The organism is Rhodospirillum sp. A1_3_36 (assembly GCF_047263945.1).
Classification (GTDB): Bacteria; Pseudomonadota; Alphaproteobacteria; order Rhodospirillales; family Rhodospirillaceae; genus Rhodospirillum.
Map to the genome: position 1 here is coordinate 45,750 of NZ_JBLAVB010000013.1, position 16,846 is coordinate 62,595.

Sequence of the window (16,846 nt, forward strand, 5' to 3'; positions counted from 1 at the left end):
CAGGGGACGACCGGGTCCCCATGCCTTCCCCCTGAAGGGACGGTCGGCGAACCCGGATCAGAGGGCGCGGAAGATCACCGGAGGACCACGGGACCGTACAGCCCGCACCGGTTCAGCGCAGCGAGCGTCGGCGGAAGCCGAAAATAGGACGGTACGCCCCTCGGTGGGACAGCCGATCCGGGGCTCCAAGGGCGGGGCCGCAGCCGTCCCCATGGCCAAGGCCATGCAGACCGGACAATTCGACCCGCTGGCGTCCCCATGGGGAGTGGATCCGGAGTCATCGGAAGGGGAGGAAGATACAGCCAACCAATCCAGAGCTCGGCAGAAGGACGGCCCCCCGTATTGGCTCGCCTCGGCCGCAGTGATGGGCGCCGAAATCCGCAGGACCAGAGCGAAAACCGAGACCAAGATCAGAATGTGCCGCAACATGCCGTTCCGCATGACCCCTCCAAGCCGCCCCCTTTCCCCAAGGTCGGCTCCCCCTTATACGGCAATACCCCCATTAGGTGAATGGAGAATTGTCAATCATCCGACTGCGGGGGGCGGATGGAGGTCCCCCAGTTTCCCAGGAAGGCCTTCCTTTTCATCGTATCCAGATAGACCAGCAACCCCGGCCCCAACTTGATGGGAACGGGGGCGACGCGGATTCCCTCGGTCAAGGCACGCACGGCATCCTGAACGCGGGCGCTTTCCGCAAGGGGGATCAGGGAGGACGTCGTCCCCATCAACGACTGCCCCACCGTCGACAGCAAAAACTGGACGAAGGCTGTCGCCGCGCGGGGCACGGGTGTTTTCTTCAAAATGAAGACAGAACGGGACATGACCAAGGTGTAGTCGGACATGAAATGGACCCCGATCCGGGGGTCACGGGACGCGCGATCCAGGGCGTAGGATCCGATGACGTTATAGGCCAGAACCAGGGTGCCGTTGGCGACCTGGTCCATCATTTCCTCCGAGCAGCAGAAAAGGCGCACCCTTGCCCGCCCCAGGCTTTCCACCAACCGGGCGGCGTTTTGCCCCTGGATCTCGTCCTGGGTCGCAAAAAGATACCCCACACCGGAGAAATAGACGTCGAAAGTTCCCAGATGGCCATCGAAGAAGTCTGGATCATCGCGGATCATGCTCGCCAAATCGGAGTGACTGGAAGGCAGTTCTCTCCCGACAAAGGCAGCCTTGTTGTAGACCAGGGACACGGGCTCATAGGTGAAGCCCAGCAGTTCTCCCCGCCAACGGGCCCATTCCGGGGGGAAGTCCCCGGCCTGGAAGTCGAGCGGCAGGGCAAGCCCTTGATTCACCAGATCCACTTGCAGATCCATAGCCGAACTGATCACCACATCGGCCTCAAAATCCGCACGGTTCCAATTGGCGAGCACCTCCTCATACAGTTCCGAAGTGTTGAACTCGCGGTACTCGATACGGATGTCCGGACGATGCGCCTCGAAGGCCTCGATCAGGGGCATGAAGGCCCTGGAATCCGTCGCGCTGTAGACATGGACGACCACCGGTTTCTGCGCCTGAGCCAGTCCAGCCCCCCAAGCCAGAAAGGCGAACAGCCCCACAAACAAGGTCCGGAGCAGGCCTATCGATTTCATAACGTCATCTCCCCTGACCCTGGTCCAGCCCCTGGCCCTGGTCCTGGCCCCTCGGGGAAGCGGATATCCACAGCCAAACCGCCGAGGCGAGACTCCCCCAGGGTCAATTGAGCGCCATGGGCCTGGGCCACGGCCCGGACAATGGCCAATCCCAGCCCCGAACTCTGTCCACTCCGTCCGGTCCCGGCTCCCTGTCCAGTCCCATTCCCGGCCTCACTCCCCATGGAGCGGAAGCGCTCCAGGGCGGCCTCCCGACGGTCCGGGCGGATACCGGGTCCGGCATCCTCCACCAGCAAACCAATGACCGGCATGCCGCCTCCCTCCGCCGCCTCGCGATAGAGGGTGATGTCCACCCGGTTTTCCAAGGGACCATGTTTGGCGGCATTATCCAACAGGTTGCGCAGGGCTTCACGTAGAGACACCGGATCCCCGGCAATCCAGGCCCCTCCCTTGGGTAAAGAGGTCGTCTCCAGCCCGTATTCCAGATCCGAGGACAGGCTGTGTCGCAGGGTATCCTCCAGGACGGCCCGGGCCAGGGCCACCAGATCCACCGCCTGAAGGGGCGTGTTCTCTCCCCGGTGGATGACCATGGCATGGGCCAAAAGCTGGTTGGTCAGCCGGGCCGTGCGGTTGGCTTGATCCTGGGCCCGGGCGAGCCGGTTGGCCAGGGCTTCCGGATCGCTTTGGCGGCTGGCGGAATCCAGGGTTCCCTGCAACGCACCAAGGGCCGTCCGGGTCTGGTGGGCCACGTCAGCGATGAAGGTCTGTGTGTGCTGCTGATTGACAGCCAGACGCTGGATGAAGCCATTGATGGCAGAGATCAGCGCCTCCACTTCCCGGGGGGGCATGGCGGCCAAAGGTGTCATGTCCGTGGGCTCTCGCCTGCTCAGGTCCTGTTCGATGGCATTCAGGGGGGCGAGCGCCCGGTTGATACCCAAACCGACGAAAGCCAATCCCACAAGACTGAGAAAAACAAGCATGGCCAATCCATTGGTGATCAGAGAGCGTTCCAGGGCATCCCGGGCCAAACGGGTATGCCCTACCTGGGCAATGATCCAACGGGCATCTCCACCCCCCGGCAGGCGGCGCCCCAGGAAAATGAAGCGCACCTCCTCGCCGCTCCATGAGGCGTCCACGTAGCGGGGCCGGGTGGAGGGAACCAGATTTCCAGCCATTGGCAATTCGGACTCGCCGGTCAAAGTCACCCCGGTATCCAGGAAAATGCGGTAGAAAACCCGATCATCCGGGGCCAGGCCCAGCATCTCCAGGGCCGAATAGGGAATGTCAACGGTGGTGCCCCCGGGCAAAACATAGCTGCGTTCCAGGATCGCCAGCGCCGCCCCATTGAGCAGCAGGTCGTAGGTGCCATTGGCAGCGTTCCGGGCGTAGGTCCAAAGGGCCACAGCGGCCAGACCAATGATCAGGACAAACCCCGTGGCCATGCGCACCAGCAGACGGCGACGCAGGGAAAAGCGGCGCGGAGCCGTGCGTTTGAACGCGTTAATCCCCAAGGCCTCGGTCTTCCTCTCCCTCTCTGTCTCCGTCGCCCGGTCCCTCCCCCTCGACGATATCGGCGATATAGCCCAGGCCCCGGGCCGTCTTGACCACCAGGGGAGAACCCTGAGTCTTGCGCCGCAACCGGGTGACGGCCTGTTCTATCGCGTTCAGGCTGGGCGCTTCCTCGAAGGTATAGATCTTGTCGGCCAGATCTTCCTTGGTCAGGACCCGGCCCAGATTGCCCAGGAACACCTCCAACAGCTGAACCTCCCGGGCGCGCAGCTCCAGGTCTCGGCCATCGACCGTAGCCCGCTTGGCCGCCCGGTCGAAGGTGAAGTTCCCAAAGCCCACCGCATTGCTTGCCGCACCCGAGCGACGCCGGGCCAGCACCCGGCACCGGGCTGACAGTTCCCGGAAATCGAAGGGCTTGATCAGATAGTCGTCGGCCCCAGCATCCAAACCGATGACCCTGTCGTCGATCTCCGACCGGGCGGTCAGCACCAGAACAGGGGTGGTGTCCTGGCGGGCACGGAGGGAGCGAAGAATGTCGTACCCATTGCGACCGGGCAGGTTGATGTCGAGCAACACCAAATCGAAGCGCTTATGGCGCAACAGGTCATTGGCCACCTCGCCATTTTCTTCCCGGTCAATGGCGTGGCCTTCCGCCGTCAAGCGCTCGACCACGGCCTCGGCCAGGTCATCATTATCTTCCACCAGCAGGATTCTCATGGGGGCATCTTAATCCGGCCCTGCGGCCTGACAAGCCGCTTTCATACAAGGGGGAGGCGGGGGCGGGGGCGGGGGCGGGGGGCGGGGGCGGGGGGCGGGGGCGGGGGAGGAAAGGAACGGGACCGAGTCAGCTTCGCGTCAGCTTTGGGTCAAACGCCGGTCAGGTCTGGGGGCTACTGTAGCAACCTGAGGCATAAATAAGAGTCTCTGCAACGGACTTCCGCCTCCGGTAAACAAACAGCAAAACAGTATAATCCCAAGGGAGGGACCCCTCATGAAGATGCTCAAGGTAGCCGCCGCGCTGCTTCTGTCCACCACGCTCGCGGGCCAAGTTCTGGCCGCCGACATTGAACATCCCGAATGTATCGCCCCGGCCAAGCCCGGTGGCGGCTTCGACCTGACCTGCCGCGTCGCCCAACAGGGCCTGATGGATACCTTCGGCAAGCCCTTGCAGGTCACCTTCATGCCCGGCGGTATCGGCGCCGTGGCGATTAGCCAGTTCAACACCACCCGCACCGATGACCCCAACGCCATCGTCGCCTTCTCCTCCGGCTCCCTGCTGAACATGGCGACGGGCAAATATGGCGAATGGACGGAAAAGGACGTGCGCTTCCTGGCCACGGCAGGCGCAGACTTTGGCGCCGTCGTGGTCCCGGGTGACAGCCCCTACAAGACCCTTGACGCCCTTATGGACGCCATCAAGGCCGATCCCCAGGCGGTGGTCATCGGCGCCGGTGGCTCCGTTGGATCCCAGGATTGGATGAAGGCTGCCCTGCTGTTCAAATCCGTCGGCCAGGATCCGCGCAAAATGCGGTACGTCGCCTTCGACGGTGGCGGCGATGCTATCGCCGGCCTGCTTGGTGGCTCCATCCAACTGTACATGGGCGACGTGGGTGAGATGGTCTCCCACATCGGTACGGGTACCATGAACGTCCTTGCCGTCATGTCGCCCGAGCGCCTGGGTCCTCCCTTCGCCGATATCCCGACCACCAAGGAATTGGGGTATCCCGACGCGGAATGGACCATCCTGCGCGGCTACTACATGGGCAAGAACGTGTCCGACGATGCCTACAACGCCTGGGTGGCTGCCTTCGAGAAGGCCTATGCCGACCCCGCCTTCGCGACCCTGCAGAAAGACAAGGGCCTGATGCCGCTGAACATGGCTGGGGCGGAATTGTCCGACTCCATCAAGATCCGCGTCGAAAAAATGCGGACCATCGCCAAGGAAGCCGGGCTGATTAAGTAAGCCCAAGCCAAAGGCCCACCCCGGACGACAACGTCTCTCTCCGTTTTCGTCCAGAGTGGTTGCGGTTCCCCACCCTGCCCTTTCAGGGTGGGGGCCGCCTTCCCCTTGGCGGACTGCGGGCCATCTATCGGCCCCACACATTTTTTCGCCAAACATTTCTTTCGATTGGAGCGCCATGACATGGCCGACCGGATTTTCTCCGGGCTCTTGCTGTTGGTGTCGATCGGCTATGGCGTCATGGCCTTCACCGTCATCAAGGCCCCTTTCCAATACGACCCCTTGGGACCGGAATCCTGGCCCCGCATTCTGTCCGTTGTCGCCGCCCTATGCTGCCTGGGCCTGTTGGCCCGCCCCGATACGGATCGCTTTGACATTGAGGGCAAGACATTGACCCGACTGGTCGTTCTGGTCCTCCTGCTCGCAGCCTACGCCGCCCTGTTCCAGCCCCTGGGCTTCGTCCTCGCTACTTTCCTGTTCTGCGCCGTCTTGGCCCGGATCCTGGGCGCCACCATGGGTCATGGCCTGATTTTCGGCTTGGCTACGGGCATCCTGGGGTACGGCGTTGGCTCCATCCTGCTGGAGTTGAACCTTCCAGCGGGTCCGCTCCGTGCGTTGATGTGAGGATCCGACCATGACAGATGTTTTTTCGGGCTTGGCAAGCGGCTTTGCCGTCGCCCTGCTGCCCCTCAATCTGGCGCTGGTGATGGGGGGCTGTTTCATCGGCACCTTGATCGGCGCCCTGCCCGGCATCGGCCCCATCAACGGGGTCGCCATCCTGTTGCCCATCGCCTATAGCCTGGGGCTGCCCCCTGAATCCGCCCTGATCCTGCTGGCCGGGATCTATTACGGCGCCGAATACGGCGGGCGAATCTCTTCCATCCTGCTGAACGTCCCCGGAGATGCGGGTGCGGTCATGACCACACTGGACGGCAATCCCATGGCCAAGCGGGGCGAGGCCGGACGGGCGCTCTCCCTCTCCGCGGTCGCCTCCTTCTGCGGAGGAACCGCAGCGGTGGTGCTGATGACCCTGTTCGGCCCGCTGCTTGCTTCCTTTGCGGTGAAGTTCAACCCCTCCAACTACGTCGCCTTGATGGTTTTCGCCTTCGCCAGCCTCGCCTCGCTGGTGGGGAAGAACCCTGTCAAAACGCTCCTTGGTGCGCTCATTGGTCTGATGATGGCGACGATCGGCATCGACGCCAATACCGGCGTGGCCCGCTATGACTTCGGCATCCCGGACCTGCTGGCGGGCATTGACTTCCTGGTTGTCGTCATTGGCCTGTTTGGCATGGCCGAGTTGATCCATCTGGTCGAACAACAGGTGAGCGGCAAGTTCACCATCTTACCCATCGGTAAATCATTCGTCTCCATGGCCGATCTGATGGTCAGCAAATGGACGATCCTGCGCTCGGCGCTGATCGGCTTTTTCATCGGCGTCCTGCCCGGCACGGGAGCCTCGGTGGCCTCCGCCGTCGCCTACGGCACGGAGAAGCGGCTGGCCTCTGACGGAGACACCTTCGGCACCGGCAACCCCAAGGGTCTGGCCGCACCGGAAGCCGCCAACAATGCGGCGGCGGGTGGGGCCATGGTGCCTATGCTGACCCTGGGAATTCCGGGATCGGGCACGACCGCCATTTTGCTGGGTGCCTTATTGCTGTTTAACGTGACGCCCGGCCCGTTGATGTTCCAAACCCGGCCAGAGATCGCCTGGGGCCTCATCGCGTCGATGTACATCGGCAATGTCGCTCTGTTGGTGATCAACCTGCCGTTGGTCGGCCTGTTCGCCCGCATGCTCACCATCCCGCAGAAGTACCTGATCCCGCTGATCGCGGTGCTTGCCTTCATCGGTGTCTATTCGGTCGTGGGCAATCCCTTCGACCTGTTCATGATCATTGGATTGGGGATCTTCGGTTGGCTGCTGCGCAAGCTGCATTTTTCGCTGGCGCCGATCATCCTTGGGTTCGTGCTCGGGGGGCTTTTCGAGGACAATCTGCGCCGTGCTCTCTCCATCTCCGGCGGCGACTGGTCCATCCTCGTCAACGACGCCACCAGTTGGGTACTGTATGCCTTAGCCCTGTTGGTGGTTGCTGTACCACTGATCCTATCCAGGCGGAAGCAGATGACCTTGGATACGGAAGCGTAAATCACTCCACTTCTCGCTCTTGTTTATCTCCCTAAATGAAAAAACTTGGCCGCCCCTAGGGGCGGCTTTTTTTGTGGCCTGGCCATGCATTGGGCGATTGCCCAAACCCCCCTTTTTTTACACCCCGTTTCCTTGGAAAACCGAAAAACGCGGGGCTTTGCCCCGCCCCCAACCGGGGCCTGAGGCCCCGGACCCCCATTCGTTTTTTGACCAATGGGATCAAAGGGTCCGTGACCCTTTGCGGGTCTGGGCAGAGCCCAGAAACTGCGAAGCAGGGTTTCCGGATTTTCAAGGACACAGAGTATTCAAATGACCGTCTGGGGCCTTTCGGCTCCGGTGAGGGACAGGGCAAAGCCCCGTGAAACATTTCACGGGACATGCTCTAAGCCACCTTAACCCGAGTTAAACCCGTTTCTATTCAGGTTCTTCCTCGTGACCGGGTCAGCTTGTTCGGCGAAATGGTTTGAATTGGACATCACGCTATCAGCGCAAAGTCGCCGTCAATACCCGCACATCCTGCCCCTGGAAGGCCACAGCGGATAGGCGTCCTGTTGCATAGGCCCCCGTATCCACTGAGATCCGATTATCCCGGATAACAACCTGTTCCACGATGGTATGGCCATGCACAATGCGTTTTTCGTGTTGCGCGCGGCTTTCCAGAAAGGGACTACGAATCCAGAGAAGGTCGTCAACTTTCTGCTTATCCAGGGACCGTCCGGGCCAGATACCCGCGTGGACGAAGGCATAATCTCCAAGGACAATAATTTTTTCCAGACCACTAAAAAAAGACAAATGCGAATCTGGCAACGCCTGCCGAAAGGCGTCCCTAGCCATCCTCAGTCGAGACAGGGATGACTGTCCCGCAGAAACGGACACGCCATAGCTCAACAGGGTCGCCAAGCCGCCGAATTCCAACCAAGCCGTCCCGCCACGCGGATCATTCAAGAAATTCAGAAGAGCCTGTTCGTGATTTCCAGCGAGAAAACGATACTGAAATCCAGGGGGAGGTGCCTGCAACAAACGCTCAACGACTCCACGGCTGTCTTCTCCTCGATCAACATAGTCCCCGAGAAAAATTACGGTGCCATGGCACGAATCCGCATTCCGCCTAAAATCCTCCTGGATCGCGTCAAGAAGACGCTCGAGGAGTCGAAGCTCTCCATGGATATCCCCAATGGCATAGACAACCTCGCCTTTGGGAACGAAACACGGGCCTGCGATCCCTCCGGGACGGGCAGTATGTTTAAACCAAGAAAAGAGCCGATCCATATCAGACGAAGAAATTGTAGGGAAATTCCAAGACCTCAGCTCGGACTCGATCTTTTAAACAACTTCGTCGTCGTCTGCAAAGTGTCAACGATAGGCGGCAACTGAGTACCGCCCTGCCCATTTGCCAGATTTTCTGGCCGAGGCGGTGTAACAGGTCTACTCTGCTCGTTCAGAATAGCCAGCATTTGCCCTGGATTATCAGGATTCTGGATATTGAGAGCGGGATCCGAGCTCCCCTGTCGGATCAATACAGCGATTGCCTGCCCAGCGGAGGTATCAGCCCCACCCACCGCGTTGTAGGTATCAGCCAGAATTTGAATGGCTCCCGCCGGATTGCTTCCATAGACGGAAGGATTGGTGACCGCCGTAGCAACTTGAGTGGACAACTGGGTAACCCCTGCGGGGTCCACCTGCTGCACCTGAGGCGAGGACACAACAGCTGCGATTAGCGTCAAAGCCCCCATCGCATTCGACGTCCCTTGACGGACATTAACGGAGGCCATGGCACCTTGGGCAGCGGCCATCGCCGCAGCCGGGTTTATCGCCACCATCTGTCGGGCCACACCCGCCACCTGCTGGCTAAGAGCATTGCTCTGCGCAGGGTCACCACCACTCAAGACGCTGATTGCCTGTTGGACGGCGTTAGCGTTCCCCGTTTGAACAGCCGCCCGCAACGCCGGAGGAAGCTGGGCCGCTTGACCAACCTGGGCTTGAGCCTCCGGAGCGGTGGCGACAACAATGCCCCCCGTAAAGGCAAAGCCCATAACCCCAAGGCCCAACATGGCTATGATTTTCATTCGCATAGTCCCATTCCCATCATTGAGCGGTCAGTTTACGACTGTCGGCAACCTAAAACTCAGGAGGCGACCAAAAGCCCCGCCAGCGACCTAAAGTCACATATTGATCTATACTGTCGCCCATTTAGGACTTGGACGCAAGGGTGAGACCGATAAGAATCGACAGATAGGCCCTTTGATCTTATCTGGTGGCCCTATCGATCTCCCCTATGCCCCTTAAACACCACACTTTAGGTCGTGTCATGTCCCTTGCCGCCGTTTCTCCCCCAGGCAATCCGGCCACCTCTTTCGTCCTGCGGTGCCTGTTGGACATGCCCCTTTCTCCTCCCGCAACGGAGATTTCCGATTCCATTGTGGATCTGGCCCGTCATCACATGATCGCAGGATTGGTCCTTGAGCGTATCGCCTCTCTGAAGGGGACCCCCCGCACGGATGACCTTGCTGAAAAGCTGCGGAAGCCCGCCCAAAGAACCGCGACCAAATCCCTTCGCATTCTGGACGCCTGGAATCGGTTGTACGTTGATCACCTAAAGCCCTCTGGTCTCCGCCATCTGGTGGTGAAAGGCATTGCCCTGGACAGCCGCTATCGAGGTTCCATTGGCGCGAGGGGGTGTCGTGACCTGGACGTGCTCCTGTCCCTCAGGGATATTGATGTGTTGCTGCCACAGCTTTTGGAGGATGGCTACAACTTGACGACGACTTTTTCCCGTCCTTCCGACAGGGTCTCCCTTTCGGACCATATGCGCATCCTTACGCGCCTGTCGCCCGAAGTTGAAGTCGTGTCCCCGCAGGGTGTTCTGATCGAGTTACACAGCTCGCTGGACCTGTCCGGGACAGCCTTTCCCACAGATCAATGGCTCGGGCGAGCGGTCCAGGCCTCAATCGGCAGCCTGTCGATCCCCACCCCCCCGACCGCAGACCACTTTGTCTACCTTTGCTACCATCACTCCCGGCATGAATGGTCACGACTGCATTGGCTGAGCGACCTGCACCTTCTGATGACGCACCCCAGCTTCGACCCGGAAGAGGTCCGCGCCCAAGCCCGCGTGGCAGGTCTTTCCCGGCTCGTTACGGCTTGCATGGAACTGCCCGACCGGATCAGAGACAGTTTGGAAAACCAACCAGAAGTCCCGGGCAATTCCATGGCCCGGGATCTGACTGCCCTCTGCCTGAACTATGCCCGTCCGGCCATCACACCGCCAGAGCAGGGACGACTTTCCGCGACGACTCCCCCCCTGGAACGGTTCAAATCCCTTTCCTGGATTTTTTGTCTTGATTGGCGAATCCGCGATCGGCGTAGAGACCGCCTGCGTCTCATTATGAACGCGCTACGCCCCAAGTTAGCGGATTATCAAACATGGCCCCTTGCCCTTGCATGGACCCCGATTTACTGGATTTACCGCCCCATTCGATTCGTTCTACGCCTCTTTTAGACCGTACGGTCTTCTCTCGGCGGAACCGATGCCTTGCCTTGATGCATAGGACACTGGTCATGACCGAGGGGATCCCATCGGTTGGCTTGGAGGTTCACAACAAGGGCTTTTCAGTCGCGGTGGCCGAAGAGGGGGGAGGGGGGAGCGCAGACCGTCCCCGTACCGCAACACAATAGAAGGTCTGAGTTAAAACCATCTGAGGATCCCGATCCCCCGTCTCCACAGCGATGGCCAAACGCAGCAGGAACCGTATCAGCTGCCACCCCAGGCGCCGCAACCGGACCCTCGCTTTCGCCCCAACAGGGCGGTCTTCGTGGCAGGAAATCTTCTGGAAGCCATAGGCCGCGAGAAGCTGGGCAATGGAACGCCCCGTAAACACGGTCTCATGCGTTAGATCACCGTGGACCACGCGACCACCAAGGGGAGACGCACCGTTCGGCAAATGCAGTATCAACCGCCCTTCATCGGCTAAGGCCCGATGTATCGCCATCATCCAAGCATGCAACTCCGGCTTGGACACATGTTCAAGCACATCGAAAGCCACCAAACAATCCAGGGACTCCGCAGGCAAGTGCGTCAAATGGGCCAGAGCATCCCCTTCGACCACCTCGGTCAATCCCGCCGATCGGGCCTCGGCCACCTGTTCAGGAGACCGGTCGACTCCCCTCACGTCACGGTAACCCAATTCCTTGGCCCGCTCCAGAAGCACTCCCGCTCCACACCCCAAATCGAGGATTCTTGCCTGGAGATCTGCGGGAAAATGGGTCCGGATCAGGGCTGTCAATTGGGCAGTCCGGTACTGTTTTTCCTCCACCCGACCTCCTGTGGGAAGGGGAGCCGCAGCGCGATAGCGATCGTAGAGTTGGTCCCGCAAGGCCGACCTGGGCAAATTGCACCTCCTACAACAAAGGACGAAGAGTCCCCCCTCCGTAGCTTACGCAAGAAGAGGATGTCTTGAAATGTCTGAGGAGAGAAACTGCTTCCCCCTCTCCCCCGAAGTGTTTTACAATAGGCCTTATATACTCAGAAAATTCACCATTTCCAAATCCCTCGAAGGCCCCTTTTCCCTATGATGAGACCCCAGGACGGCTCGGCGCCTACGAGCCGTATAGCGTCGAACAGCTCCGTAAAGGTCGCCGTCATCGCTACCCATGTCCCCCCAGCGACAGGATTTGGTGGTATCGCAGAATGTGTGGGTCGGCAGGCGAAGATCTGGAGCGAGCGAGGGCATTCCTTCAGCCTGACCCTGTCGGATGGCTCCATGGGAGCCCCTCTGACGCGGGAAAACGTGGACCTGCCCGCCAGCGTCCCCTTGCGCATTTATCGAACACCGCGCCAGTCACACTGGGCCAAACGCTGGGGGTTTGGCCTTGGGGCCATTCCGGCAATCTGGTCATCCTGCTCCCGGGCGAAAATCGTCCATATCCACGGACTGGGAAGCTGGCCAACCCTGGTGGCTCAAGCCATCTGCTGGATGACCGGGCGCCCTATGGTGGTTACTCTCCACGCGGGTATCATGGCCACCCATATAACCCTGTTGCAAAACCGCAAACCATTCAAATGGCGTCTCTATCGCTTTTTCGTCCTGCCCGCATTGCGTCGGGCCGTCATGCTTCAGGCCACAACGGAACTGGAGGCAGAAAGCTCTGCCCCAGTGGTTCCAGGCATCCCCATGCAAATCATTCCCAATGGCGTTGACCTGACCAGTTGGTTTGCCTTGCCCTGGCCTGAGCCTCCCCCGCCGGAGAGCGGCCGTACTCTCTGCTACATGGGTCGCTTTTCCCCGGAAAAAGGCCCCCTCTCGTTTCTGCGCCTCTGGCGCGTCTGCAGGCGGGAGGGAGATCGGCTGATTCTGGTCGGCGACGGAAAAGGCCCCTACGCCGAAGCCGTCGAAACCTTGGCCAAAGCCATCGCAGCAGAGCTTCCCGACACATTGGAACTCTTGCCCTACCAGGATTTCGCGGGGATGCGCGCTGTCCTGTCCCGCGCGCACGGCTTGGTCCTGCCGTCGGGTATCGAGGGAGGAGACATGCGGGAAAACTTCGGCAATGTGGTTGCGGAAGCGATGGCATCAGGACGACCAGTCGTGGTCGCACGGGGTCTGGCCTGGGATAGCGTGGAACGGGACGGGGCAGGATTGGTCTTTGACCCCACCGAGACCTCCCTCGCCGATACCTTGGATCGGTTCCGGCGAATGGACGCGGAGGCCCTGGCCACCATGGGCCATCGGGGTCGGGCGCTGGCGGAAGCCCACTATGACATGGAAAGCGTCGCAGAGGCCCTATGGGAGATGATGGAACAGGCGCTCTCGCCACGCCTCTCCACTGCCCCCCCCACATCAGGACCTTGATCCGCTATGCAAACCACCATGCTCATGGTTGGCGACTTCAATCCCAGGGGAACCTGTTCCTACCGAGCCGCAGCCTTCGAACGGTTGGGCCTGACCGTCCACCGCTTGGACATGGGAACCTATGCCAATGCCGGGGGGCGGATCCCGGCCGCCCTTCGCATCCGCCTCATGGTCGACCCCTATATCTTTCTCTTCAACCGCGCCCTAGAAAAATACCACGGTGCCATCAACCCGGATGTGACCTGGTTTGACAAACCGACCTTTCTTCACCCCCAGACCCTGCGCCGAATGCGTCGAAGGGGTGGACTGTTCATCCACCACAACCAGGACAACCCCTTCAGCCCTGCACCTGGGGAACCCGGATGGCGATGGATCATCCCCTGCATTCCCCTATTCGACGTCAATATTACCCCTCGCGCCATATCCCTGGCGGATTATGCTGCAACTGGTTCGCAATCGACTTTGGTCATGCCTTTCGCTTTCGACCCGCTGATCCATTACCCAAGTCGTCAAAGTCTCGAACCACCGGACCTGCCCTTGACCTTCATTGGTTTTCCCTATGACAACCGCCCAGATTTAATCAATCGACTCGGTCAATCGGGAGCAAGGGTGGCGATTTTTGGCGACCACTGGAAGCCCCGACAGCGTCCAACCTCCCCCAATGTTACTTGCTCACCCGGAGTGCACGGCGCAGACTATCGAGAACATATCCAGCGTGCCTTGGCCTGCTTGGGCTTTGTCACCCACAGTCACAAGGACCCCAATGCCCATCGGTCCTTTGAAGTCACTGCCGCCGGCGGGATGCTCCTGGCCGAGCGGACAGATGGCCACCAAGCCGTCTTCGAGGAAGGGCGCGACTGCTTGATGTTCTCCGAAGTGAAGGAAGCAGCAGACAAGGCCGCCTACCTGGAGCGCTCCCCCTCAGCGCGGCAGGCCATGGCCAAGGCGGGCAACCGACGGGCCTGGCGGAGCGGTTATAGCAACGACGAACGGCAAGCAGCCATCCTGGCCGAAGTCGATCCCAGCCGCTTCGGGCACTTGCCAGAGGTCGCCAGGAAGACGATCGCGCGCCTGGACCCTCTTCGCTAGAGTCTTTCGAGATCAAGTTGGGTCACTTCGCGACCACGATCCACGACAGGGGGTGTTTTCCCCCAAATGGGCTTGGGCAATCGCCCAAAAAACACGAGACATAGAAAGAGAGTGACGTGGGGCCGACTTGTTCCAAACTGATTCCATGTCACTCTAGGAGAGGGATTTGGCTCCTTTGGAAAAACGTGTAAATCAGATCCCATGGAGCATTCGCCCCCTTCCAAGCAATCCGGAGAATAGCCGATTGAACATCCATCCCCCAGGGACCAAGAACCGGCCGCCCCACCGTCCAGGGGATTACGGCCGGGCGGCGGAAGCCTTCATCATGCTGGCCCTCGCCTCCCTGACCATTCGCTTTATACCCTTTCGGTATTTCTCCCGATGGCTGGGTCAAGTCGAGGCGGCAGGTTCCCCTGCTCAGGACCCCGCGTCGGAGACAGCCGAAGGCGGAGCACCACCTCCCCTGGCCTGGTCGGTGGCACTGGCCGTAAAGCGCGCGGCGCGGCGGGCCTGGTGGCACCCGACCTGCCTTGCCCGGGCGATGGCGGGGCGTGCCCTTCTTACCTGGCGGGGTATTCCCGCAACGGTGACTTTCGGCGTTTCCCCGGGAAAAGATGGAGCCCCCTTAACGGCCCATGCTTGGCTCGTTTGCGGAGAGGCGACCCTGTTGGGCGGAGAAGCGGCCCCCACGTTCCATCCCATCGCCCATTTCAAATCTCCCGCGAAAGGTGATCCCACGTGAACAATAGGGGATTGGGACGTTTCCTTCCTCCGACCCTGATTCGGCTGATCACCACCCTTCACGCGGATCTGGGCGGTAGGACAATTGGGGGCGCCATGCTGCTGTTTCTCAGCACATCCCTGAGCGAGGGAGCCCTCGTCGGAATGGCCCTGCCATTCCTGGATAACATCATCGGAGCGAAGGAGCTGTCCCCTTCCCTGATGAAGCTCCCCGGACTGCCGGGCTTTTCGGCAGCCCACGGGCTCCTCCTCTGCCTAACCGTCCTTGCGATTATCCGTGTTTCCCTCAATGCAGGGCAAGAACTTCTGATGATGCGCCTGGCCATTCAGTCGGCGGCGATCGCCCGCATACGATTGTTCCAGGCCCTCTGTGCTGCGGATTGGCGTTTCCTTGCTGAGCGGTCCCATGGGGAAGCGGCGAATCTGCTTGGTCAGGAAATCGCGCGCGTGAGAGAAGGGCTGTTCCATCTCGTCCACTTTCCGGCCCATTCGCTGATGCTCGCCATCCAACTGGGCCTGGCCCTGTGGATCTCGGTTCCTGCGACCTTGGGAACGATCTTGGCTGTCGCGCTTATTTTAGCCGTCGTCCGAAGGCGAAGCCCCTCGGCGATCTCTCATGGCGCCCAGGTCAGTGCCCTCAATGCCGATGTATCCCAGGATATCGAACATTTCTTCGCCACCCAAAAGGTGGCCAAGGCCCACGAAGCCGAGCAATGGCACACAGATCGCTTCTCCAGAACCATTCAGACGATGAGCGAAACCTCTCTACGCTTTGCAGGGGGCAATGCCCGGACCAAGGTCACCCTGCAAATCGCCGCAACGATAATCCTAGCCCTCATGATTGCCATCACCACAGGTTCGGGCCATATATCCGGCTCGGAATCCTTAATCCTTGGGGGCCTGCTGTTCCGCGCCCTTCCCAAGATCCAAGCCCAATATCGGGGCGCACGCATTGTCGCCCACTCTCTGCCCGCCTTCCAAGCGGTTATGGCCATGGTCGACCAAGCCCAGGCCGCTGCGACCCCGCTCTCGGACATGAAACCTGCCCCAGCCTTCCAAAAAAGTCTAAGCTGTCGGAACATCAGCTTTCGCTTCAAATCAGACGGTCCGGCAGTACTCTCAGGACTGGATTTAGTGATAAAGAGAGGCGAACTCGTGATCCTGCAGGGCAGCTCTGGCGGGGGGAAGACCACCCTGGCGGACATCCTTAGCGGGCTCCTCCACCCCACAGAAGGCGAGGTCCAGATCGATGGCCAGCCCCTGACACCGGCCATGGGACGGGATTGGCGCCGCCGGGTGGCCTATGTGATACAGGACCCCTTGCTCTTCGTCGGTACGATTCGAGAAAATCTAACCTGGTGCGCGCCGGGTCAAGGGGCCACGGCACCAAAGGACGACGCCCTTTGGGAGGTCCTGCGTCTATCGTCCGCAGAGGCCTTCGTCCGCGCTCTCCCCCAAGGTTTGGATAGCCCCCTCGGCCCGGGAGGGCACGGGCTATCGGGTGGTCAGAAACAACGCCTGTCCCTGGCCCGCGCCCTGTTGCGCCACCCGGATCTGCTGATCCTCGACGAGCCGACGGGCGCGCTAGACAGGGAAACGGAGGCCCAATTGGGCCAAACCATCGCCTCCCTCAAGGGGGAAATGACCATTTTGGTGGTCACTCACAAAACACCCGAGGTCTGGTCCCCCAATCAGGTCGTGACCCTGTCTGGGGGACGCCTGATCCAATCGATCAACGCCCCCGGCTGACAAGAGTCCCCCCAACCCTCTTATACCAAGCGGCGCGGGTTGAAACCCACGCCGCTTTTCTTGCGTTCAAACGCCACGCGGGCTTTACCGCGCCATAAGGCGCGGCGGCCACTTGGCCGCTTCCAAGGTGCGGTGAGGCAAACTCACCGCACCTTGGTATTACCAAGCGGCGCGGGTTGAAACCCGCACCGCTTTTATTGCGTTCAAACGCGAG

At 60.5% G+C, this 16,846-nt stretch carries 15 protein-coding genes; 8 read left to right on the forward strand and 7 right to left on the reverse strand.

Going from position 1 to position 16,846, the window contains the following annotated elements:
• Positions 1-57: 57 nt before the first annotated feature.
• The 4 genes from ACLIRY_RS20565 to ACLIRY_RS20580 all read right to left on the reverse strand — a co-directional run bounded on the left by ACLIRY_RS20565 (position 58) and on the right by ACLIRY_RS20580 (position 3,818).
• Positions 58-441, reverse strand: coding sequence for a hypothetical protein (locus ACLIRY_RS20565; RefSeq protein WP_413207304.1), 384 nt, complete (start codon positions 439-441; stop codon positions 58-60).
• Between the two features lie 80 nt (positions 442-521).
• On the reverse strand, positions 522-1,592 hold the full coding sequence (locus ACLIRY_RS20570) for an ABC transporter substrate-binding protein (protein WP_413207305.1): 1,071 nt from the start codon (positions 1,590-1,592) through the stop codon (positions 522-524).
• A complete protein-coding gene (locus tag ACLIRY_RS20575) occupies positions 1,589-3,103 on the reverse strand; it encodes a sensor histidine kinase (protein ID WP_413207306.1) in 1,515 nt (504 codons plus the stop codon). The genes ACLIRY_RS20570 and ACLIRY_RS20575 overlap by 4 nt, the downstream gene beginning before the upstream one ends.
• A complete protein-coding gene (locus ACLIRY_RS20580; protein WP_413207307.1) occupies positions 3,093-3,818 on the reverse strand; it encodes a response regulator transcription factor in 726 nt (241 codons plus the stop codon). The genes ACLIRY_RS20575 and ACLIRY_RS20580 overlap by 11 nt, the downstream gene beginning before the upstream one ends.
• Positions 3,819-4,092: 274 nt before the next feature.
• On the opposite strand from ACLIRY_RS20580, the gene ACLIRY_RS20585 reads away from it, so the two are divergent.
• From ACLIRY_RS20585 to ACLIRY_RS20595, 3 genes are all read left to right on the forward strand, one after another.
• Positions 4,093-5,064 carry a Bug family tripartite tricarboxylate transporter substrate binding protein gene (locus ACLIRY_RS20585; protein WP_413207308.1) on the forward strand — a complete coding sequence of 324 codons (972 nt, stop codon included), beginning with the start codon at positions 4,093-4,095 and terminating at the stop codon, positions 5,062-5,064.
• 180 nt (positions 5,065-5,244) lie between these two features.
• Positions 5,245-5,685 (forward strand): tripartite tricarboxylate transporter TctB family protein, encoded by a 441-nt coding sequence (locus ACLIRY_RS20590; protein WP_413207309.1) that lies wholly within the window; start codon positions 5,245-5,247, stop codon positions 5,683-5,685.
• Between the two features lie 10 nt (positions 5,686-5,695).
• A complete protein-coding gene (locus ACLIRY_RS20595; RefSeq protein WP_413207310.1) occupies positions 5,696-7,204 on the forward strand; it encodes a tripartite tricarboxylate transporter permease in 1,509 nt (502 codons plus the stop codon).
• A 483-nt stretch (positions 7,205-7,687) separates the two neighbouring features.
• On the opposite strand, the gene ACLIRY_RS20600 is transcribed toward ACLIRY_RS20595, so the two are convergent.
• Together ACLIRY_RS20600 and ACLIRY_RS20605 are read right to left on the reverse strand one after the other, a co-directional pair.
• Entirely contained in the window at positions 7,688-8,473 is a 786-nt protein-coding gene (locus tag ACLIRY_RS20600; protein WP_413207311.1) for a metallophosphoesterase family protein, read from the reverse strand.
• Between the two features lie 35 nt (positions 8,474-8,508).
• Complete coding sequence (locus ACLIRY_RS20605) at positions 8,509-9,270, reverse strand: hypothetical protein (RefSeq protein ID WP_413207312.1); 762 nt, start codon at positions 9,268-9,270, stop codon at positions 8,509-8,511.
• A gap of 242 nt (positions 9,271-9,512) precedes the next feature.
• Here ACLIRY_RS20605 and ACLIRY_RS20610 point away from each other — a divergent pair, with 242 nt between their 5' ends.
• Positions 9,513-10,703, forward strand: a complete 1,191-nt coding sequence (locus ACLIRY_RS20610) for a nucleotidyltransferase family protein (protein ID WP_413207313.1) — start codon at positions 9,513-9,515, stop codon at positions 10,701-10,703.
• Between the two features lie 94 nt (positions 10,704-10,797).
• Here the strand turns inward: ACLIRY_RS20610 and ACLIRY_RS20615 are convergent, their stop codons facing one another.
• On the reverse strand, positions 10,798-11,592 hold the full coding sequence (locus ACLIRY_RS20615; protein ID WP_413207314.1) for a class I SAM-dependent methyltransferase: 795 nt from the start codon (positions 11,590-11,592) through the stop codon (positions 10,798-10,800).
• A gap of 180 nt (positions 11,593-11,772) precedes the next feature.
• Here ACLIRY_RS20615 and ACLIRY_RS20620 point away from each other — a divergent pair, with 180 nt between their 5' ends.
• The 4 genes from ACLIRY_RS20620 (at position 11,773) to ACLIRY_RS20635 (ending at position 16,632) form a co-directional block, all read left to right on the forward strand.
• Complete coding sequence (locus ACLIRY_RS20620; protein ID WP_413207315.1) at positions 11,773-13,053, forward strand: glycosyltransferase family 4 protein; 1,281 nt, start codon at positions 11,773-11,775, stop codon at positions 13,051-13,053.
• A gap of 6 nt (positions 13,054-13,059) precedes the next feature.
• Complete coding sequence (locus ACLIRY_RS20625; protein ID WP_413207316.1) at positions 13,060-14,142, forward strand: glycosyltransferase; 1,083 nt, start codon at positions 13,060-13,062, stop codon at positions 14,140-14,142.
• Between the two features lie 244 nt (positions 14,143-14,386).
• Complete coding sequence (locus tag ACLIRY_RS20630; protein WP_413207317.1) at positions 14,387-14,884, forward strand: lasso peptide biosynthesis B2 protein; 498 nt, start codon at positions 14,387-14,389, stop codon at positions 14,882-14,884.
• Entirely contained in the window at positions 14,881-16,632 is a 1,752-nt protein-coding gene (locus ACLIRY_RS20635) for an ATP-binding cassette domain-containing protein (protein ID WP_413207318.1), read from the forward strand. The genes ACLIRY_RS20630 and ACLIRY_RS20635 overlap by 4 nt, the downstream gene beginning before the upstream one ends.
• The last annotated feature ends 214 nt before the right edge of the window (positions 16,633-16,846 follow it).